Source organism: Scandinavium sp. M-37 (assembly GCF_043558715.1).
GTDB classification, from domain to species: domain Bacteria; phylum Pseudomonadota; class Gammaproteobacteria; order Enterobacterales; family Enterobacteriaceae; genus Scandinavium; species Scandinavium vulneris_A.
In genome coordinates this window covers 52,878-73,546 of record NZ_JBIGIN010000022.1, presented here as the reverse complement: position 1 = coordinate 73,546, position 20,669 = coordinate 52,878, and the positions used below count along the sequence as shown (strand labels likewise).

The following is a 20,669-nucleotide window of genomic DNA, read 5'->3' as shown; positions in this document are numbered from 1 at the left end:
TTATTGTCCTTTGGCGTCGGTCAGGGTTTGCAGCACGTCATCGCGGCTCAACAGCGGCGGCAGGATGCGCCCCTGTTCCAGCCCTGGGCCATAAATTTGATTGAAAGGCACCGCCACGCTGTGGCGAGCCCGAAGAAACTGGCTGATGCTGTCGGATGGACGGCTCCAGTCCCCGCGCAGGGCGACGACGTCCGGGGCGGTGAGCGCCTCCTGTACATCATCCCGCAGCAATACGTTGTATTTGTTGGCTTTGCAGGTCACACACCAGTCAGCCGTCACATCGACAAACACCCGCTTGTTGTCTGCCCGTGCGGCGCGGATGGCCTCTTCGCTCAGGGGCTGCCACGCAATGCGGTCTTCAACGATGCCCTGGCTTCCGCTTCGTAGCAGCGGGAACGCCGCCGCCGCCCCTAGCGCCGTCAGCAACAGGCAGGTTGTTGCCACCCGCCAGCCCCAGCGCCACAGCGTGGCAAGCAGCAAAGACACAACCACCACGGCGAACAGCGTCAGCGTCGGGGTCTGACCGATATGCACCGTCAGCAGGCTGGCAAGCCACAGCGCCGAGCCGAGCATCATCAGCCCGAGAACAACGCGCACCACGTTCATCCAGCGTCCCGGACGCGGCATATGCAGCGCCAGCCCCGGCCAGGCGGCGATCAGCAACCACGGCAAACTCATGCCGATGCCCATCGCGAAGAACAGCCCCCACAGCAGCGGCAACGGAGCCACCAGCGCCACCGACACCGCGGTGCCGAGGAACGGCGCCGTACACGGCGTGGCCAGCAGCGTGGCAAACGCGCCCTGCCAGAAATGCCCTGCCAGACCGTTGCCGCCCCGGGTCGCCAGGAAGGTGGATACGCCAGAGGAGAGCCGGATTTCAAACAATCCAAGCAGGCTGGCGCTGAACAGCACCATCACCAGCGCCATCGCCGCGATAAACCACGGGTTCTGGAACTGGATACCCCAGCCGAGCGCCTGATTGCTGAGGCGCAGCGCGGTCATCATCAATGCCAGCGCCAGGAACGAGGTCACAATCCCGGCGACCGAGGCAAGAAACTGCTGACGCACCTGGCGGCGGCTGTGGGTCGGCGTGTGCACCAGCGTGCCGAGTTTCATCGCCAGCACCGGCAGCACGCACGGCATCACGTTGAGGATAAGCCCGCCCGCCAGCGCCATCAGCAGCACCCAACCGAGGGACAGCGTGGTGTCGCTCACGCTGGCTTCTCCCACGGCCACGCGGCTTTCCTGGGCCTGACCGCCGTCTGCCAGCAGCAGCGAAATTGTTTTACCGCGCAGATCCGGGGCGGTTTCGCCCCAGCCGTCGCTCACTGGCAAGGTGGCCGTCAGGGTTGGGCCGTCAATCTGATAGGTGGGTTTGCCGAAATCGGTATCGGCGAGGGTATCAATAAACAGTTCAGGCTTTTGCCAGCCTGCGCCACGAGTCGCGGTGACGGTCAGTTTGCCGGAGCGATAACCCGCCTCAAGCTGCGATGTCAGGCCATCCTGTAATGGCAGCGTCCCCATGGCGCGGGTGAAGTCGTAGCTGAAATCCGCACCGGCGGGAGCGTTCATGTCGAGCGTAAAGGGATAGTCGGTGAGGATGCAGACGTTGCTACAGGTCGAGAGCGTCAGCACGCCCGCCAGTTTCTCCGGCAGTTTGCCGTGCAGCGTTATCGGGAACGAGACGTTACCCTGATAGCCCTGGGTCGAAATGCCCGCCACCTCAAAATGCTGTGGCACCGGCCAACGCCAGTCCATCTCCAGCGGCGTCTGCCACGTTATCGCGGGCGCAATACCGCCTTCTCCCGGCGATCGCCAGTAGGTTTTCCAGCCTTTTTCGAGGGTCACATCAAGCAGCATCTGCACGTCGCCACCCGGCTGAGCCTGGGCGCGCAGCCTGACGCTGGCATGATCGTTATCGGCGGCGCGCAGCCAGCCACTGTCGGCTGCATGGCTGACAGGCAGCCATAGCCAGAGCAGGCAGAGCACAAGCTGCCTGAATAAAATTCGCATTCGTTTTCTCCGTAAATGATTGATTAACCTGAACTGCCAGGTCAGTGATCACTCACGGAAGACGCATAATCGCAGATGCACCCGTAGCCGGGGCGGAGATATGACGCGCGGAGGCCATTGGCGTTCCGGGCGTTGTGGCACGGCGGCAAGCACCGCCATCAGCAGGGCTATGCCAAACATCGCACCTTCAAACAGCACCGGCGGCACGGCCATCAGGGATTTGGCGCTCAGCTCGCAGGGCGTGACCGGAGCCTCGCTATCGCTGCTCTGTTCAGTGGTTTGTTGAAGAGATTGCTGCGCGACCGGAGAGGCATTCATCATCAGCGCGTGCAGCCCCGCCATGCGCTGCGCGGTGCAGATAAGCACCACCAGACATGCCAGAGCGACAAGAAGAAAAGCTTTACGCTGACGTGAAATCATAAACGCCTCAGTTAAATTTGAGGCTTATCTTAACGGGTGAAGGGGCAGAGTGCTGTAAAGAAGTGTCTGGGTGAGGAGCGGTGCAGCTTTTTCCCCTCACCTTAACCCTCCCACTTGGCGAGGGTTAAGGTGTCTATCAATCAATTATTAACCGGGATCACCGCGCCTTTATATTTGGTGCGGATCCAATCCTGAATCTCCTTCGAGTGCAGCACGTTCACCAGCGCCACGATATCCTTTTTCTTCTCGTCACCGCGATGCACGGTAATGATATTGGCATACGGGTTGTTCTCACCGCTTTCAACAGCGATAGGATCGTGTACCGGGTCCAGGCCTGCGTCGATGGCGTAGTTGGCGTTAATGACCACCGCCGCGCCTTCGTCGTTGTTGTACATCTGCGGCAGCAGCGACGCTTCAACGTTCGGCAGGAACTTCAGCTTTTTCGGGTTCTCAACGATATCGCTGATGCGTGCAGTAACTTTATCAATCCCTGGCTTGAGCTTAATCACGCCCTCTTTCTCGAAGATAGAGAGGATACGGCCTTCTTCTGACACCGCATCACGCATGATAATTTTGCCGCCTTCCGGCAGGTCTTTCAGCGATTTATATTTCTTAGAATAGATGCCGATGGGTTCGATATGAATCGCCCCGGCGCTGACGAAATCGAACTCTTTATCGCCCGCATGATCTTTCAGGACGCTGTTCAGATACGGAATGTGCTGGAAATAGTTCGCGTCGATTTCACGCCCGGCCAGCGCCGTGTTCGGCAGGATATAGTCCTGGAAACGTTTGATTTCCAGATCGATCCCTTCTTTAGCCAGAATCGGTTTTGCCTGCTCAAGGATTTCGGCATGCGGGACGTTAGACGCGCCCACGGTCAGGGTGTCGGCCCAGGCAGCAAAGCTCAGGGCGCTCAGGGTGGCGGCGGCAATCAGCGTCAGTGTTTTTTTCATGATGTGTAGTCCCAAAGAATTATCGTTTATCTAAAAGAGAAGTGACCACGTCGCCGCAGAACTGAATGATGAAGACGATGACCAGAATGGTGACCGTCGCCACCAGCGTGACGTCGTTATGGTTACGCTGGAATCCTTCCAGATACGCAAGATTGCCTAAGCCACCTGCGCCAATCACCCCGGCCATTGCGCTGTAACTCACCAGCGCAATCAGGGTGACGGTAATGCCCGAGACCAGCGCCGGGGAAGACTCCGGCAGCAGGACGCGAAAAATCAGGGTCGACAGACGCGCGCCCATCGAACGCGTGGCCTCAATCACCCCTTTGTCGACTTCACGCAGGGCAATTTCCACCAGACGCGCATAAAACGGGGCCGCACCGACAATCAGCGCCGGTAGGGCGGCATCCGCGCCGAGAATGGTGCCGACAACCGTCTTGGTGAACGGGATCAGCAGCACAATCAGGATGATGAACGGAATCGAGCGGAAAACGTTCACTACCACCGAAATCACGCTGTACACCGCCCGGTTGTGGAACAGGCCACCTTTGGCTGTCAGGAACAACGCCAGCCCCAGCACAATGCCCAGCACAAAGGTCGCGACCCCGGAAAAGGCGGTCATGTACAGCGTTTCCTGCGTCGCCGCCCAGAGGGCATCCAGGTCAAGATGCGGGAACCATTGTTCAGTCAAATTAGCCATGTTTAATCACCTCGCCGTCGATATCGCTGTGCTGCAAATCCGCGAGGATGTTGTTCAGCTGTTCATCAGTCGCCACCACGTGCAGCCAAAGCTGGCCGAACACGCCGTGCGCCGTTTGGGTCATTTTGCCGTGCAGAATGTTGAACGGCAGGCCATAACGTAGCGTCAACTCGCCCACGACCGGCTGATGCGTGCTGTGCCCGGTAAAGGTCAGCTTGATTACGCTGCCCTGCAAATCGTTCGCCAGCGCCGGATTAAACGCTTCGTCGTCAGCATACTGGCTCACCTGGCGCACAAACTGCTGGGTGATCGGCTGCTGCGGATGGGTAAAGACGCGGATAACCTCGCCCTCTTCCACTACGCGGCCATTCTCCATCACCGCCACCCGGTCGCAAATCTTGCGCACCACGTGCATTTCGTGAGTGATAAGCACGATAGTCAGGCCAAACCGACGGTTGATATCGAGCAGTAAATCGAGGATCTGATCGGTGGTTTGCGGATCGAGTGCCGACGTGGCTTCGTCGCACAACAGCACGTCCGGGCTATTCGCCAGCGCCCGCGCAATGCCCACCCGCTGTTTCTGCCCGCCGGAAAGCTGCGACGGATAGGCATGTTCGCGCCCGGTCAGCCCCACCAGTTCGATAAGCTCCGCCACGCGGGCCTTAATCTGTGCTTTCGGCGCTCCGGCGATTTGCATCGAAAAGGCGATGTTGTCGCTGACGGTGCGCGACCACAGCAGGTTGAAATGCTGGAACACCATGCTGATTTTCAGTCGGGCGCGGCGCAGGCTTTCCCCCTTCGCGGCTGAGATATCCTGGCCGTTAATGACCACGCTGCCGGAAGTCGGTTTTTCCAGGCCGTTCAGCAGGCGGATCAGGGTGCTTTTACCCGCGCCGCTGTAGCCGATAATGCCGTAAATCTGCCCCTGTTCGACCGTCAGACTGACGTCGTCCACGGCAGTGATGGGCGTTTTGCCGTGGTCAAAAATTTTGCGGATTTGGTTTAGTACAATCATTATTTTTAGATGTATAGAGCTATAGACGTCCAGACGGTAACATCACTTGTATGAATAACTCAACAACAAAATGCGCATATGGATATATCACGATGTGCTAACAGGCATTTTTGCGATTTGTCGCTGACAGTCACAACGACGCAGTGGTAATCTGCCAGCCACTCTGCGGGCCTGGAAGCTGAACCAACGCGCCATGAACAAACCAATTAAGCGACTGGAAATCATCAAGAATGCGATTGAGCTGGAGGATGAAGAGATCATCCACGGCCAGCTGTTGCAGTTAAAAAAAGAGGCGCTGGATGAGGGGCTAAAAGCTATCGTATCGGCGCTGGAGCATAAGCGCTATGCGGATGCGGTCGCAGCAATCGGGGCATGGTTGCAGAACCAGCGGGCGCTGACACCCTGGCAAGATCCGCGCATCGTGGCTCACAAGCTGGAGCTGAAAACGCTGGAGGCTGAGCGACAGGAATTGCTCGATCGTCGCAGCGCACGCATTCAGCGGCTGGATGAATTTAACGATCTGTACATGACCCGACTCGGACCATTGATGACCGAGATCCTGCGTCTGCGAAAAGTGCTGGCGGAAAAAACACTCCGCCGTCAGCTACGGGAAGGCAGCCGGAGTGAACCGATTGCCGAGGAGTCCGCCCGCCAGGCCGATGCCGCCAGTCAGGATTATGAATCGTATCGCCAGCGCCATCAGGAAGCCCAGCGCCACCAGGAGGCGCAGCAGCGTCTGGCGGAGTCAGACCGTCAGGAGCTGAAAAAGCTCTGGCGTCAGGCCAGTAAGCTGTGCCATCCGGATCTGGTGGATAATGAGCTGAAAGCCGAAGCAACGACGCTGATGGTGCGGCTCAATCAGGCGCGCCAGCAGGGCGATCTCAGCACGGTGCGGACGATCCTCGCCCGATTAATGAAAGGCCAGCAGCCGATGATGGCCAGCGAGCGGTTGAACAGCCTGGAGCGTCTGCGCGAACGGGTAGCCGAGATCCGCCAGCACATCAGCGCCCTGAAGCTGGAGCTGACCGGTCTGGAAAAAGAAGGCGCCTGGCAGCTGGTGACGACCCTTCGCGATCAGGAAGGCTATTTCCACCAGCAGGAGAAAGCGATGAGCAACACCATTCGCACCCTAGAGAGACAGATTTTTGACGCAGGATTTGATGAGGTGGCGTGATTCCCCCTCATTCTGGCCCTCTCCCATGAAGGGAGAGGGGGAACTGCAAACTACTTCTTATGCCAGTACGCCTGCGACCGCACCAGCTGCGGGTCCATCGCCTCGGTAACAAAACCATCAAGCAGCGCTTTCACCACCGCGCCTTCGCCGGTCAGCCAGAGGAAATAATCCTCCTGCGGCACGCTTAACGCCGCCAGTTTATCGGCTACCGCCTGCTGGCTGTGGCCCACCACCCAGTCAATTTCAAACCCGCTATCCGCCAGATAATCCTGATATGCGGCATCGGCTACGGTAACAATCGCCTTCACCTGCGGGCGCTGCGGTAACTGGCGCAGCGCGGCAAAACGACGTAGCAGCGCAGGCATTCCCGACTCATCACATACGTACAGCTGCCAGGCGTAATCCTCCGGTACTACCAGCGATCCGCGCGGGCCACCAATGGTCAGCGTGTCACCCACTTTGGCATTCACCGCCCACTGGCTCGCGACCCCGCCATCATGAATGAAAAAGTCATACGCCAGCTCATGCGTTTCGGCGTTGTACAGCGGCGTGTAATCCCGCGTCTGCGGACGCACCCCGTCGGCCCAGACAATGCCCTCGTCCGTCACGGTGGGGGGCGTGACACGGCTACCCTTTTCGGCAAAAAACAGCTTGGTGTGATCGTCAAATCCGGCTGAGGTAAAGCCTGCCAGCGCCTCGCCGCCCAGCACGATACGCTGAAAAGCCTGGCTGATGCGCTCCACGCGCAGGACGGTCAGCTCGCGAAAGCGTAGCTCATTGCGCACTCGCTTCGGGTATTTCTTCTGAGGGCTCGAAGGGGTCATAAGGTCATCTCATCATGTATTGTCATTGGTATTAATCGTAAATGATAATGATTTACAACAAAACCAAAAGTGCATGATGTGCGGTCTTTGCCCGATACTCCCTTCGTCAGGATTAATGCAGCACCGTGACCGCATCCTGCAAACGCCCGGCCCGGTGTTTAACCATCGCCGAGACGTGGGCGCTCTCCTCCACCAGCCCGGCGTTTTTCTGGGTAATAGCATCCAGCTCCGCCACCGCACGGGTGAGATCCGACAGCCCCGCCGCCTGCTCTGAAGTGGAAAGGCTGATTTGTGCAATCAGTCCGGTCACGTTGCGCACCTGGCTGACAATATCGTCCATGGTTTTACCCGCGGCATGAACCTGATCGGAGCCGGACTGCACCTTGCTGGCGCTGGCGTCGATCAGCTTGCGGATATCGTTCGCGGCGCTGGCACTGCGGCTGGCAAGATGGCGCACTTCACCCGCCACCACCGCGAAGCCTTTGCCCTGCTCCCCGGCACGCGCCGCTTCCACCGCCGCATTCAGCGCCAGAATATTGGTCTGGAAGGCGATGTCATTGATAAGCTTGGTGATCGAACCGATGCGCTGGGTGCTGTCGGCAATCTCATCCATGGTTTTTACCACCGTATGCATCGCCTGGCCGCCGTGCGTCGCCGCAGCACTCGCGGCATTGGACAGTTTGTCCGCTGCGGTCGCGGTTTCGGCATTGTTCTGCACCGAGGCCGCCATCTGGTTCATGGTGGTCACCGTCTGCTGCACGTTTTCTACCGTCTGGCGAGTGCGCTCGTTAAGGTCATTATTACCCTGCGCCAGCGTTTCACTGCCCTGACGCACGCTCGCCACCTGGCCAGATACATCATGGATTAGCCAGCGGCACATCAGTCCCAGCTGCCCGACCGAGCGTAAAATCAGCCCCAGTTCGTCGCTGCGATTCAGGTGTGTGACGCTGTTTCGCTCGCCGGTGGCGACGTTCAGCGCCTGACGGGCGACGTTCTCCACCGGGCGGACAATCTGCCATTCCATAACGGCGGTGCCGACCAGCAGCATCAGCGTGCTGACGCCAATGGCCAGCCCGTGCGCACCGGTGGCAAATAAGGAGGTGGTCAGCAGCAGCCACAGCAGCGTCATCAGCGCTCTCACCCGCCAGCGCAGCGCCATACCCGGTAATTTCCCCCACCAGCGCTGGCTCACCACCAGCCCTTTGCGAACCCGCCTGGTGCTGCGTCCTTCGTTCAGCGCTTTATACAGCGGTTCTACCGCGGCGATCTCTTCCGGCTGGGCTTTGGTGCGAATCGACATATAACCGCTGATTTTGCCGCCGCGCACCATCGGCACCGCGTTGGCGCGCACCCAGTAGTGATCGCCATTCTTGCGGCGGTTTTTGACGATCCCGCTCCACGGCTCGCCCTGTTGCAGGGTGGCCCACATATCGGCAAACGCCGCTTTGGGCATATCCGGATGACGCACCAGGTTATGCGGCTGCCCGGTCAGTTCCTCCAGGCGATAGCCGCTGACCTTCACGAAGGTGTCGTTGGCATGGGTGATATGGCTTTGCAGGTCGGTAGTGGACATTAAAGTGGTGTCATCGTCGAGCGCATAATCACGCTGCGTGACAATCAATGGAGCTGACATTTACGCGTCCTTGACTCATTTAGTGGTTATTAATTTTTCTCTTAATTGTTATTTCGGCGATAACCACTTTAACTTTAATTGTTAAAGTTGATGCAGATCGCAATTTGCGTTTAAGCCCCTAATTTTGGTGGGGCTTCAGACAGGTGCAACGACTGCACCACCATGAGGCAGCCGTTCAATAAAATGACCGTTTGATGAATTTATACTCAGGAGTAAAAACCGCCTAAATGTTATGAAAATGATTAAATTTTGTAACACAAGGCCCCGCACAGGCGTTTATCCCGATTTTATGGTTCCGCTCCTGACTGGCGTAATCCCTGCAATACTTAAATCAGTATCATGTGATACGCGGTGTACAGGAGCATATTTTGAACAGGTTACCTTCCAGCGCCTCGGCTTTAGCCTGCAGCGCGCACGCACTGAATCTCATCGAAAAGCGCACGCTTGACCATGAGGAGATGAAAGCTCTGAACCAGGAGGTCCGGGAGTACTTTAAAGAGCATGTGAATCCGGGGTTTTTAGAGTATCGAAAATCTGTTACCGCCGGCGGGGATTACGGAGCCGTAGAGTGGCAAGCGGGAAGCCTGAATACGCTTGTCGACACCCAGGGACAGGAGTTTATTGATTGCCTGGGTGGCTTTGGAATTTTCAATGTGGGGCACCGTAATCCAACAGTGGTTTCCGCCGTACAGAATCAGCTCGCCAAACAACCGCTTCACAGCCAGGAACTGCTCGATCCGCTGCGGGCGATGCTCGCCAAGACCTTAGCGGCGCTGACGCCGGGCAAACTGAAGTACAGCTTCTTCAGCAACAGCGGCACCGAGTCCGTCGAGGCGGCGCTCAAGCTCGCCAAAGCGTACCAGTCACCGCGCGGGAAGTTCACCTTTATTGCCACCAGCGGCGCGTTCCACGGTAAATCGTTGGGTGCGCTGTCTGCGACGGCAAAATCGACCTTCCGTAAACCGTTTATGCCGCTGCTGCCGGGCTTCCGCCATGTGCCGTTCGGGGATATCAACGCGATGCGCACCGTTCTGAGCGAATGCAAAAAGACCGGTGACGACGTGGCAGCGATTATCCTCGAGCCGATTCAGGGCGAAGGTGGGGTTATCCTGCCCCCGCAGGGTTATTTGCCCGCCGTGCGTAAGCTGTGTGATGAGTTTGGCGCGCTGCTTATTCTCGATGAAGTGCAAACCGGGATGGGCCGCACCGGCAAGATGTTCGCCTGCGAGCATGAAAACGTGCAGCCGGATATTCTGTGCCTGGCGAAAGCACTCGGCGGCGGTGTGATGCCGATTGGCGCGACGGTAGCGACCGAAGAAGTCTTCTCGGTGCTGTTCGACAACCCGTTCCTGCACACCACCACCTTTGGCGGTAACCCGCTGGCCTGTGCGGCCGCGCTGGCAACCATCAACGTGTTGTTGGAGCAGAACCTGCCCGCTCAGGCTGAACAGAAAGGTGACATGCTGCTGGACGGCTTCCGTCTGCTGGCGCGTGAATACCCGGATCTGGTGCAGGAAGCGCGGGGGAAAGGGATGCTGATTGCGATTGAGTTCGTTGATAACGAAATCGGCTACACCTTTGCCAGCGAGATGTTCCGCCAGCGCATTCTGGTGGCCGGCACGCTGAACAACGCCAAAACCATTCGCATCGAACCGCCGCTGACGCTGACCGTTGAACAGTGTGAGCAGGTGTTGAAAGCGACCGGTAAAGCGCTGGCCGCACTGCGGGTTTCCGTGGAGCAGGCCTGAAGATAGTTGCGTAAACCCAAGCCCGGTGGCGCTGCGCTTACCGAGCCTACAAACCCTGTAGGCCCGTGCAAACGTAGTGCCGCCGGGCTTTTATTATACGATACGTACGCCCGCAGGCATCGCACGTTCGGCGGTCAGCAGCACGCTTTCACTACCGTCGTCGGTTTCGGCGCACAGCAGCATACATTCCGACACTTCCCCGCGCATTTTCGCTTTCTGCAAATTACACAGCACCACCACTTGTTTACCCAACAGCTCGTCTTCCGCGTAATACGGGACCAGGCTGGTGACGGTTTGCAGTGTGCGCTCGCCGATATCAATCTGCACGATGTACAGCTTGTCGGCATTGCCGTGACGTTTCACCTCAATAATCTTGCCGGTGCGGATCTCCAGACGCGCAAAATCACCATAAGCTACCGTTTCCATACTCACCTCAAGTAAATATTTAGTAAAAATATCACAGCATATGCGGCCATCGCGATCAATGGATTTTTACTAAATACTTGGGATTCATTACAATGGCGGCAGACTAAACTTCAACTCTCGCGCTAAGGGACCCCATGGCAACACTGAAAGATATCGCAAAGGAAGCGGGCGTATCGCAGGCCACCGTGTCGCGCATTCTGAACGATGACCCGACCCTGAACGTCAAAGAAGAGACCCGGCATCGGATCCTCGAGATTGCCGAAAAGCTGGAATATCGCGGCAGCAGCGCGCGCAAAAGCCTGGTGCATCACGATGCCTGTCATCACGTGCTGGCGTTATACAGCTACCGCCAGGAGATGGAAATCAACGATCCCTACTACCTGGCTATCCGTCACGGGATAGAAACCCAGTGCGAAAAGCTGAATATCGGCCTGACTAACTGCTATGAAAATCAGGGGCTTCCTGATGTGAATCGGGTCAGCGGGATCCTAATTGTCGGCAAGCCTGCCCCGGAAATGCGTCAGGCGGCAGAAGCGCTGAGCGACAACATCTGCTTCATTGATTTTCACGAAGTCGGTTCCAGTTATGACTCGGTGGATATCGACCTGGTGCGCATCAGCAAAGAGGTTATCGATTTCTTCGTCGCCCAGGGCGTGCAGCGCATCGGCTTTATCGGCGGCCAGGACGAGCCAGGCAAAGCTGATATCCGCGAAAAAGCGTTCGTCGAGTATGGCCGCCTGAAGGGCGTGGTATCGGAAGACGATATCTGGCGCGGTGGATTTTCGAGTTCGTCCGGATATGAACTGGCAACCCAGATGCTGGCGCAAAACGATTTCCCGGAAGCGCTGTTTGTCGCCTCCGATTCCATCGCCATCGGCGTGCTGCGGGCTATTCATGAGAAAGGCCTCGCCATGCCACAGGACATTAGCCTGATCAGCGTCAACGACATCCCTACCGCCCGCTTTACCTTTCCGCCGCTGAGCACCGTACGCATCCATTCCGAAATGATGGGCAGCCAGGGTGTGAACCTGCTGCTGGAAAAATCGCGCGATGGCCGGGCGCTGCCGCTGCAGGTGTTTGTTCCCAGCCGTTTGAAGTTGCGCGGCACCACGCGTTAAGTCGTTTTTGCCCGGTGGCGCTTCGCTGACCGGGCGATTTTAATCCCCCTCTTTGAATCCCGCTTTTTTGTGATCCGCTTAACTCATTTCGGTTTTACTGATTTTATTTAGTAAAATTTTTACTAAACTCCCCAGCAATGATGTTTTACCCCACAGGGAGATGACATGAACCGCTGGGAGAATGTTCAGCTTACGCACGAAAACCGGCTACCGCCGCGCGCGTACTTTTTTGCTTACCACAATATCGACCAGGCCCGCACCTTTGCCCGCGAGGCCAGCAGTCATTTTCTGCTGCTGAGCGGTCAGTGGACGTTCCGTTATTTTGACCATCCGCTTGAAGTGCCTGAAGCATTTCCTCATCAGCTGATGAACGACTGGAGCCAGATTGCCGTCCCGTCGATGTGGCAACTGGAAGGACACGGTAAACTGCAGTACACCGACGAAGGCTTCCCCTTCCCGATTGACGTGCCGTACGTACCGAGCGCCAACCCAACCGGTGCCTATCAGCGCCTCTTCACCCTCGGTGAAAGCTGGGACGCACGCCAGACGCTGCTCAAATTCGACGGGGTGGAAACCTATTTAGAGGTCTACGTTAACGGCCACTACGTCGGTTTCAGCAAAGGCAGCCGCCTGACCGCCGAGTTCGATATTTCGCCGTACGTTCACGCGGGCGATAACCTGCTGTGCGTCAAAGTGCTGCAATGGGCCGATTCCACCTACGTCGAAGACCAGGACATGTGGTGGACGGCGGGAATTTTCCGCGACGTGTATCTTGTTGGCCGCCCACTTAACCACATCGACGATTTCACCATCCGCACCGTGTTCAACGACGACTACTGCGATGCCACTCTCTCCTGTTCAGTCGAGCTGGAAAACCTGACCACTCAGGCGGAAAACGTCACCCTCGAATACCGACTTTTCGACGGCGAACAGTGCCTGTATCAGGGCACGGCCGATAGCCGCGTGGCGCAGCGACAAACGCTCGATTTCAGCGTTGACGTCAAGCAGCCGAAGCAGTGGTCAGCCGAAACGCCGCACCTTTATCACCTCGTGTTGACGTTGAAAAATGCCGCTGGCGAGGTGCTGGAAGTGGTGCCGCAGCGCGTCGGCTTCCGCGACATTCAGGTGCGCGACGGCCTGATGCGGATCAACAATCAGTACGTAATGCTGCACGGCGTCAATCGCCACGATAACGATCATCTAAAGGGCCGCGCGGTGAGCATGGATCGGGTCGAGAAAGATCTGATCCTGATGAAGCAGCACAACATCAATTCGGTCCGCACCGCCCACTATCCGAACGATCCGCGCTTTTATGAGCTGTGCGATATTTACGGCCTGTTCGTGATGGCGGAAACCGACGTCGAATCCCACGGTTTCGCCAACGTCGGCGATTTGAGCCGAATCACCGACGATCCTACGTGGGAAGGCGTATACGTCGAGCGCATCGTGCGCCACGTTCAGGCGCAGAAAAACCATCCGTCGATTGTCATCTGGTCACTCGGCAACGAATCCGGCTACGGCTGTAATATTCGTGCCATGGCGAAGGCCTGCAAAGCGCTGGATCCAACCCGGTTAATACATTACGAAGAGGACCGCGACGCTGAAGTGGTGGATATCATCTCCACCATGTACACCCGCGTACCGCTGATGAATGAGTTCGGTGAATACCCGCATCCGAAGCCACGCATCATCTGCGAATATGCCCATGCAATGGGCAATGGCCCCGGCGGCCTGAACGAATACCAGAATGTATTTTATCGCCACGACTGCCTGCAAGGGCACTACGTCTGGGAGTGGTGCGATCACGGTATTCAGGCGCAGGACGCCGACGGCAATACGTTTTACCAGTACGGCGGTGATTTTGGCGACTACCCGAACAACGCCAACTTCTGCCTCGATGGCCTGATTTATTCCGATCAAACCCCAGGCCCAGGGCTGAAGGAGTACAAACAGGTGATCGCCCCGGTAAAAGTCCACGCCGTTGACCTCGCGCGCGGCGAGCTGCGGGTGGAAAACAAGCTGTGGTTCAGCACGCTGGACGATTACACCCTGCGGGTGGAGGTCAAAGCCGAAGGCGAACTCATTAGCAGCCAGGCGCTGAAAATCAGCGATCTTCCGGCCAACAGTAGCCGCACGGTGACGATTGCCCTGCCCGAAACCGATGGCCGTGAAAGCTGGCTCAACGTGTACGTCAGCAAAGATTCGGCGACTCGCTACAGCGAAGCACATCACCCGATTGCGCAGTACCAGTTCGCGCTGGCCCCGCGCACGTTGAGGGCAATGCCGTGGCTTTCCGATAGCGCCACGCCGCTGGTTATCCGCGACGAACGCCTGGCCTGCACCGTCAGCGGCCATAACTTCCGCATGGTGTTCTCACGCCTGAGCGGCAAGCTGGCGTCATGGCAGGTCAACGGCGAGGAGCTGATTGCCAAACAGGGAGAAATCACTTTCTTCAAGCCGATGATTGATAACCATAAACAGGAATACGAAGGCCTGTGGCAACCTAATCATCTGCAAATCATGCAGGAACATCTGCGCGCCCTGCGCGTCGAGCGCGACGGCGACTCGGCGTGTGTCATCAGCGACACCGTCATCGCCCCACCGGTATTTGATTTCGGCATGCGCTGCAGCTATCGCTGGCGTATAAGCCCGGCGGGCGCGCTGAGCATCGAACTGGCGGGTACGCCCTACGGCGAGTATCCACACATTATCCCGTGCATCGGCTTCAGCCTCGGCATCAACGAGAGCCTCAACCAGGTGACGTACTACGGGCGCGGGCCGGGAGAAAACTACCCGGACAGCCAGCAGGCCAACCTGATTGACGTCTGGCGCAGCGATGTGGACGCGATGTTCGAGCCCTATCCGTTCCCACAAAACAACGGCAACCGCCAGCAGGTGCGCTGGGTCGCGCTGACCAATCGTAACGGCCGCGGCCTGTTAGCAGTGGCGCATCAGCCGATTCACTTCAGCGCCTGGCCGTACAGCGCCGAGGCGATTCACGCCGCGCGCCACTGCAACGAACTGGTACGCAGCGGGCACATCACGCTGAATCTTGACCACCAGTTGCTGGGGCTTGGGTCGAACTCCTGGGGCAGCGAAGTGCTGGACAGCTGGCGCGTGCGGTTCGAGGCGTTCCGCTACGGTTTCACCCTGCTGCCCGCCAGCGGCAACGTCGCAAGCCAGGCGTTTCATCTGACTCCCTCTACCGCCGAACGTGAGGCCGAATAATGGAAATTATTAACAACCTGGAACAGTTTACCCAACGCTATCACGGTGGTCGCAAATGGCAGCGCTGCGTGGAAGCCATCCGCAATATCGACCACATTCGCCCCGGTGTGGCGCATTCCATCGGTGATTCGCTGAGTTATCGGCTGACCACCGACACCACCACTGATGCGCTATTTCTCGGCCATCGGCGCTATTTTGACGTCCACTACTACCTTCAGGGCGCGCAAAAAATCGAATACGCGCCGAAAGCGCAATTGCAGGTGGTGGAGTGCTATCGCGATGAAACCGACCGCGAATTCCTCAAAGGCTGCGGCGAAACCGTGCAGGTGCACGAAGGGCAAATGGTTATCTGCGATATCGACGAAGCCTACCGCTTCATCAGTGACGGGGCGGTAAAAAAGGTCGTGCTGCGGGTCACCGTAGAAGACGGCTATTTCCATAACAAATAAAAAATATCCGGCGGCGCCAATGTAGCGCCGCTATCCTCCCTGTACCCGGAGAGTCAAAATGTCAGAGTCAAAGCGTAATACCATCGGCAAGTTCGGCCTGCTGTCGCTGACCTTCGCCGCCGTGTTTAGTTTTAACAACGTCATCAACAATAATATCGAGCTGGGACTGGCGTCCGCGCCAATGTTTTTCCTGGCAACGCTGTTTTACTTTATTCCGTTCTGCTTGATCATCGCCGAATTTGTTTCACTGAATAAAAACTCCGAGGCTGGCGTTTATGCGTGGGTGAAAAGCTCACTCGGTGGCCGCTGGGCATTTATTACCGCCTACACCTATTGGTTTGTGAATCTGTTTTTCTTTACCTCGCTATTACCGCGCGTCATAGCCTACGCCTCGTATGCGTTTCTCGGCTATGAGTACATTCTGACGCCGTTTACTACCGTGGTGCTGAGCTTGGTGCTGTTTGCCTTCTCGACGTGGGTATCGACCAACGGCGCAAAAATGCTCGGGCCGATAACCTCCGTAACCTCAACGCTAATGCTGTTGCTGACCTTGTCTTATATTCTGCTGGCCGGCGCGGCGCTGCTCGGCGGCGTGCAACCGGCAGATCCGATCACCGTCGAGGCGATGATCCCCAACTTTAACTGGGCGTTCCTCGGCATAACCACATGGATCTTCATGGCCGCAGGCGGTGCCGAATCGGTGGCGGTGTACGTCAACGACGTCAAAGGCGGATCGAAATCCTTCGTGAAAGTGATCATCCTCGCCGGGATCTTCATTGGCGTGCTTTATTCCATCTCCTCGGTGCTGATCAACGTCTTTATCAGCAGCAAAGAGCTGAAGTTTACCGGTGGTTCAGTGCAGGTATTCCACGGCCTGGCGGTCTGGTTTGGGCTGCCGGAAGTGCTGATGAACCGCTTCGTTGGCTTAGTGTCGTTCACCGCCATGTTTGGCTCGCTGCTGATGTGGACGGCCACACCGGTGAAAATCTTCTTCTCGGAAATCCCGTCTGGCATCTTCGGTAAAAAGACCGTGGCGCTGAATGAAAACGGCGTTCCAGCTCGCGCGGCGTGGATCCAGTATCTGATCGTCATTCCGCTGATGATTATCCCGACCATGGGATCGAATACCGCGCAGGATCTGATGAATACGGTGATTAATATGACCGCCGCCGCCTCGATGCTGCCGCCGCTGTTTATTATGCTGGCCTACCTCAACCTGCGTCGCAAACTCGATCATCTGCCGCGTGATTTTAAAATGGGATCGCGCACCACCGGCATGGTGATGGTGTCGATGCTGATTGTGATTTTCACCATTGGCTTTATTGCCTCCACCTTTCCGACCGGCGGCAATATTCTGACCATTATTTTCTATAACGTCGGTGGGATTGTGATTTTCCTCGGCTTCGCCTGGTGGAAATACAGTAAATACGTCAAAGGATTATCTAAAGAAGAACAACAAATTGAAGCCGCACCCGCGTCGACAGTTTCCTGAAGGAACCTGGATCCTTAAATGAAAATAACACCCTCTATTTACGGGGCACTCGCTGCCCTCTCTTTTTGCAGCCCAGCGCTGGGCGCAGAGGATATTCGTCCGGCGGAGCATGACGATACCCGCACACCGGAACTCAGCGCCACGTCATTTCGTTTTTATGGCGAGCTGGGCATCGGCGGCTATATGGACCTTGAAGGCCCGGAGAAACACAAATACAGCGATGGCACCTATATCGAAGGCGGTCTGGAAATAAAACACGGCCCGTGGTTCGGCCTGATTTATGGCGAAGGCTGGACCGTACAGGCCGACAGTCAGGGTAATGCCTGGGTTCCTGATCACGGCTGGGGCGGTTTTGAGGGCGGCCTGAACCGTCTTTACGGCGGCTATCGTACCGACGACAACACCGAAATCATGCTCAGTGTGCGCCAGGATTCCTCGCTCGATGACCTGCAATGGTGGGGCGATTTCACGCCAGATTTGGGCTACGTCATCCCCAACACCCGCGACATTATGTACGCCCTGAAAGTGCAAAACCTGACGGGCAAACTGCGCTACAGCGTGACCGCCACCCCCGCCGGGCATCATGACGAAAGCAAAGCCTGGCTGCATTTTGGCAAATACGACCGCTACGACGATAAGTACACCTATCCAGCGATGATGAACGGCTATCTGCAATACGAGTTTATCGACGGCGTGACGTGGATGAACGGCCTGGAAGTGACCGACGGCACCGGGCAGTTATTCCTCACCGGACTGCTGTCGCCGCACCTGGCGGCCCGCGCCTGGCATCACACCGGACGCGCAATGGGGCAGGACGTGCCGGGCACCGAAACCGGCTTTATGGCCAGTGCAATGATTGAACCGCTTAAAGGCCTCTATTTCTCCACGGCCTGGAGTTACGCAAAACATCGCCCGGATCACGACGCCGATGAAACCACGTCGTTTATGCAGTTCGGTATCTGGTATGAATACGGCGGCGGGCGTTTTGCCACTGCCGCTGATAGCCGCTGGTACATGAAAACGGCCTCCGGCGACCCGAGCGACCAGGTTTTCCTGATGCAATACTTTTACTGGTAACAAGGACTGAGACACCATGAAACTGACGACCTCTCTCGCCCCGCTGGCCTGCGCCCTGCTGCTTAGCCTGTCGGCGCACGCAGCCACCGCCGATGACTATAAAAACGTGATTAACCGCGTCGGTGCGCCGCAGTACATGCAGGATTTTGACAGCGACGAGCATCAGCGCTTCAGCCCGTTCTTCGATCTGGGGGCGTGGCACGGGCATTTGCTGCCCGACGGCCCGGCGACGATGGGTGGTTTTCCCGGCCCGGCACTGCTGACCGAAGAATACATCAACTTTATGGCCACCCATTTTGACCGCCTGACGGTGTATCGCGGCGGCAAAAAAGTCGATTTCACGATGCAGGCCTGGAGCCTTCCCGGTGCGTTGAAACAGACGCTTACCGCCCCCGGGGTGAAGATTGAGATGACCCTGCGTTTCGCCAGTCCGCGCACCTCACTCTTAGAAACGAAAATCACCAGCGACGCCCCGCTGCTGCTGCAATGGGACGGCGAACTGCTGGAAAAACTGGAGGCTAAAGAGGGCAAAGCGGTTTCCGACAAAACCATCGACGGCGCTTTCCCGGACTACCAGCGCCGCCTGGTCGCCACCCGCGATGGGGTGAACGTGACCTTCGGCAAAGTGCGTTCCACCTGGGATCTGCTGACCTCCGGCGCGTCGCAGTATCAGGTGCATAAATCGATTCCGGTCGAGACCGTCGTCGACGGTCATCATTTTACCAGCACCGCCCGCGTCAACGGCTCGACCACACTGTGGACCACTTATTCTCACCTGCTGACCGCCGAGGACGTCAGCCGCGAGAAGATGCAAATTCGCGATATCCTCGCCCGACCTGCGCACTTTATGCTCGCTTCACAGCAGCGTTGGGAAGGGTATCTGCAGCGCGGGCTGAGCAACCCGGACGCCACCGCAGAGCAAACGCGGGTGGCGGTGAAAGCTATCGAAACCCTGAACGGCAACTGGCGTTCACCGGGCGGTGCGGTGGCGTTCAATACCGTCACGCCATCGGTCACCGGGCGCTGGTTCTCCGGCAACCAGACCTGGCCGTGGGATACCTGGAAACAAGCGTTTGCGATGGCGCATTTCAACCCGGAGATTGCCAAAGACAACATCCGCGCGGTGTTCTCCTGGCAGGTGAAAGCCGACGACAAAGTGCGTCCACAGGATGTGGGCTTTGTGCCGGATCTGATCGCCTGGAACCTGAGTCCGGATCGCGGTGGCGACGGCGGTAACTGGAACGAGCGCAACACCAAGCCGAGCCTGGCGGCGTGGTCGGTAATGGAGGTGTATAACGTCACTAAAGACCAAAAGTGGCTGGAGGAGATGTACCCGAAACTGGTGGCCTATCACGACTGGTGGCTGCGCAATCGGGATCATAACCACAACGGCGTGCCGGAGTACGGCGCGACCCGCGATAAAGCGCATAACACCGCCCGCGGCGAGATGCTCTTTACGGTGAAAAAAGGCGATAAAGAGCAGACCCTTTCCGGGCTGAAAAATTACGCCAACACCGTCAGCAAAGGCCAGTACGACAGCCTGCAAATTCCGGCCCAGGTGGCGGCCTCCTGGGAATCCGGGCGCGACGACGCGGCGGTATTTGGCTTTATCGACAAAGAGCAACTCGATAAATACGTGAAAAATGGCGGCAAGCGCAGCGACTGGACGGTGAACTTCGCCGAAAACCGCGATAAAGACGGCACCCTGCTCGGCTATTCGCTGCTGCAGGAATCCGTCGACCAGGCGAGCTACATGTATAGCGATAACCGCTATCTGGCACAGATGGCGAAAATCCTCGGCAAAAACGACGCCGCCGGGCATTACAGCCAACTGGCGGATAAACTCGCGGACTACATCAATACCTGCATGTTCGACGCCAAATCGGGTTTTTATTACGACATTCGCATCGAAGATAAACCGCTGATCAATGGCTGCGCGGGCAAACCTATCGTCGAGCGCGGTAAAGGTCCGGAAGGCTGGTCGCCGCTGTTTAACGGTGCGGCCACCCAGGCGCACGCCGATGCGGTGGTGGCGGTGATGCTCGACCCGAAAGAGTTCAACACCTTTGTGCCGCTGGGCACCGCCGCACTGACCAGCCCGGCGTTTGGCGCAGATATCTACTGGCGCGGTCGGGTGTGGGTCGATCAGTTCTGGTTTGGCCTGAAAGGGATGGAACGCTACGGGCATCGCGATGCGGCGTTGAAACTGGCGGATAACTTCTTCCAACACGCCAAAGGGCTGACCAGCGATGGGCCGATTCAGGAAAACTACAACCCGCTGACCGGAGCGCAGCAGGGTGCGCCGAACTTCTCATGGAGTGCAGCGCATTTGTATATGTTGTATAACGATTTTTTCCGTAAGCAGTAACGTATGTCGCCCGGCGGCGCATTGCTTGCCGGGC

16 protein-coding genes are annotated in these 20,669 nt (G+C 57.4%); 8 read left to right on the top strand and 8 right to left on the bottom strand.

Annotated features, from left to right (window positions below):
- The 5 genes from ACG0Z5_RS16225 to ACG0Z5_RS16205 all read right to left on the bottom strand — a co-directional run bounded on the left by ACG0Z5_RS16225 (position 1) and on the right by ACG0Z5_RS16205 (position 5,098).
- Positions 1 to 2,013, bottom strand: coding sequence for a protein-disulfide reductase DsbD family protein (locus ACG0Z5_RS16225; protein ID WP_394449193.1), 2,013 nt, complete (start codon positions 2,011 to 2,013; stop codon positions 1 to 3).
- 48 nt (positions 2,014 to 2,061) lie between these two features.
- Complete coding sequence (locus ACG0Z5_RS16220; RefSeq protein ID WP_394449190.1) at positions 2,062 to 2,433, bottom strand: copper resistance protein; 372 nt, start codon at positions 2,431 to 2,433, stop codon at positions 2,062 to 2,064.
- A gap of 140 nt (positions 2,434 to 2,573) precedes the next feature.
- On the bottom strand, positions 2,574 to 3,386 hold the full coding sequence (locus ACG0Z5_RS16215) for a MetQ/NlpA family ABC transporter substrate-binding protein (RefSeq protein WP_394449187.1): 813 nt from the start codon (positions 3,384 to 3,386) through the stop codon (positions 2,574 to 2,576).
- Positions 3,387 to 3,405: 19 nt separating this feature from the next.
- Positions 3,406 to 4,074, bottom strand: a complete 669-nt coding sequence (locus tag ACG0Z5_RS16210; protein ID WP_394449218.1) for a methionine ABC transporter permease — start codon at positions 4,072 to 4,074, stop codon at positions 3,406 to 3,408.
- 1 nt (position 4,075) lies between these two features.
- Complete coding sequence (locus tag ACG0Z5_RS16205; RefSeq protein WP_394449184.1) at positions 4,076 to 5,098, bottom strand: methionine ABC transporter ATP-binding protein; 1,023 nt, start codon at positions 5,096 to 5,098, stop codon at positions 4,076 to 4,078.
- Positions 5,099 to 5,291: 193 nt separating this feature from the next.
- Between ACG0Z5_RS16205 and ACG0Z5_RS16200 the strand changes: the two genes are divergently transcribed.
- Positions 5,292 to 6,272: a DNA repair protein gene (locus ACG0Z5_RS16200; RefSeq protein ID WP_394449181.1), complete on the top strand. Its 981-nt coding sequence runs from the start codon at positions 5,292 to 5,294 to the stop codon at positions 6,270 to 6,272.
- A 50-nt stretch (positions 6,273 to 6,322) separates the two neighbouring features.
- Here ACG0Z5_RS16200 and ACG0Z5_RS16195 read toward each other — a convergent pair whose 3' ends face one another.
- Complete coding sequence (locus ACG0Z5_RS16195) at positions 6,323 to 7,096, bottom strand: siderophore-interacting protein (RefSeq protein WP_394449178.1); 774 nt, start codon at positions 7,094 to 7,096, stop codon at positions 6,323 to 6,325.
- 112 nt (positions 7,097 to 7,208) lie between these two features.
- Entirely contained in the window at positions 7,209 to 8,729 is a 1,521-nt protein-coding gene (locus tag ACG0Z5_RS16190; RefSeq protein ID WP_394449175.1) for a methyl-accepting chemotaxis protein, read from the bottom strand.
- 368 nt (positions 8,730 to 9,097) lie between these two features.
- On the opposite strand from ACG0Z5_RS16190, the gene ygjG reads away from it, so the two are divergent.
- Positions 9,098 to 10,477 carry a putrescine aminotransferase gene (ygjG, locus tag ACG0Z5_RS16185; protein WP_319628704.1) on the top strand — a complete coding sequence of 460 codons (1,380 nt, stop codon included), beginning with the start codon at positions 9,098 to 9,100 and terminating at the stop codon, positions 10,475 to 10,477.
- Between the two features lie 93 nt (positions 10,478 to 10,570).
- On the opposite strand, the gene ACG0Z5_RS16180 is transcribed toward ygjG, so the two are convergent.
- A complete protein-coding gene (locus tag ACG0Z5_RS16180; RefSeq protein ID WP_319628705.1) occupies positions 10,571 to 10,903 on the bottom strand; it encodes a tRNA-binding protein in 333 nt (110 codons plus the stop codon).
- 134 nt (positions 10,904 to 11,037) lie between these two features.
- Between ACG0Z5_RS16180 and ebgR the strand changes: the two genes are divergently transcribed.
- The 6 genes from ebgR to ygjK all read left to right on the top strand — a co-directional run bounded on the left by ebgR (position 11,038) and on the right by ygjK (position 20,635).
- Positions 11,038 to 12,021 (top strand): transcriptional regulator EbgR, encoded by a 984-nt coding sequence (gene ebgR, locus ACG0Z5_RS16175; RefSeq protein WP_319628706.1) that lies wholly within the window; start codon positions 11,038 to 11,040, stop codon positions 12,019 to 12,021.
- Between the two features lie 165 nt (positions 12,022 to 12,186).
- Complete coding sequence (ebgA, locus tag ACG0Z5_RS16170) at positions 12,187 to 15,249, top strand: beta-galactosidase subunit alpha (RefSeq protein ID WP_394449170.1); 3,063 nt, start codon at positions 12,187 to 12,189, stop codon at positions 15,247 to 15,249.
- The gene (locus ACG0Z5_RS16165; protein WP_394449167.1) at positions 15,249 to 15,698 is read left to right on the top strand and encodes a beta-galactosidase subunit beta; all 450 of its coding nucleotides are present in this window, start codon (positions 15,249 to 15,251) and stop codon (positions 15,696 to 15,698) included. Before ebgA ends, ACG0Z5_RS16165 begins: the two co-directional genes overlap by 1 nt.
- 58 nt (positions 15,699 to 15,756) lie before the next feature.
- On the top strand, positions 15,757 to 17,190 hold the full coding sequence (locus tag ACG0Z5_RS16160) for an amino acid permease (RefSeq protein ID WP_319628709.1): 1,434 nt from the start codon (positions 15,757 to 15,759) through the stop codon (positions 17,188 to 17,190).
- A gap of 18 nt (positions 17,191 to 17,208) precedes the next feature.
- The gene (gene ygjJ / locus ACG0Z5_RS16155) at positions 17,209 to 18,267 is read left to right on the top strand and encodes a protein YgjJ (RefSeq protein ID WP_394449163.1); all 1,059 of its coding nucleotides are present in this window, start codon (positions 17,209 to 17,211) and stop codon (positions 18,265 to 18,267) included.
- Positions 18,268 to 18,283: 16 nt separating this feature from the next.
- Positions 18,284 to 20,635, top strand: a complete 2,352-nt coding sequence (gene ygjK / locus ACG0Z5_RS16150; RefSeq protein ID WP_319786109.1) for an alpha-glucosidase — start codon at positions 18,284 to 18,286, stop codon at positions 20,633 to 20,635.
- The last annotated feature ends 34 nt before the right edge of the window (positions 20,636 to 20,669 follow it).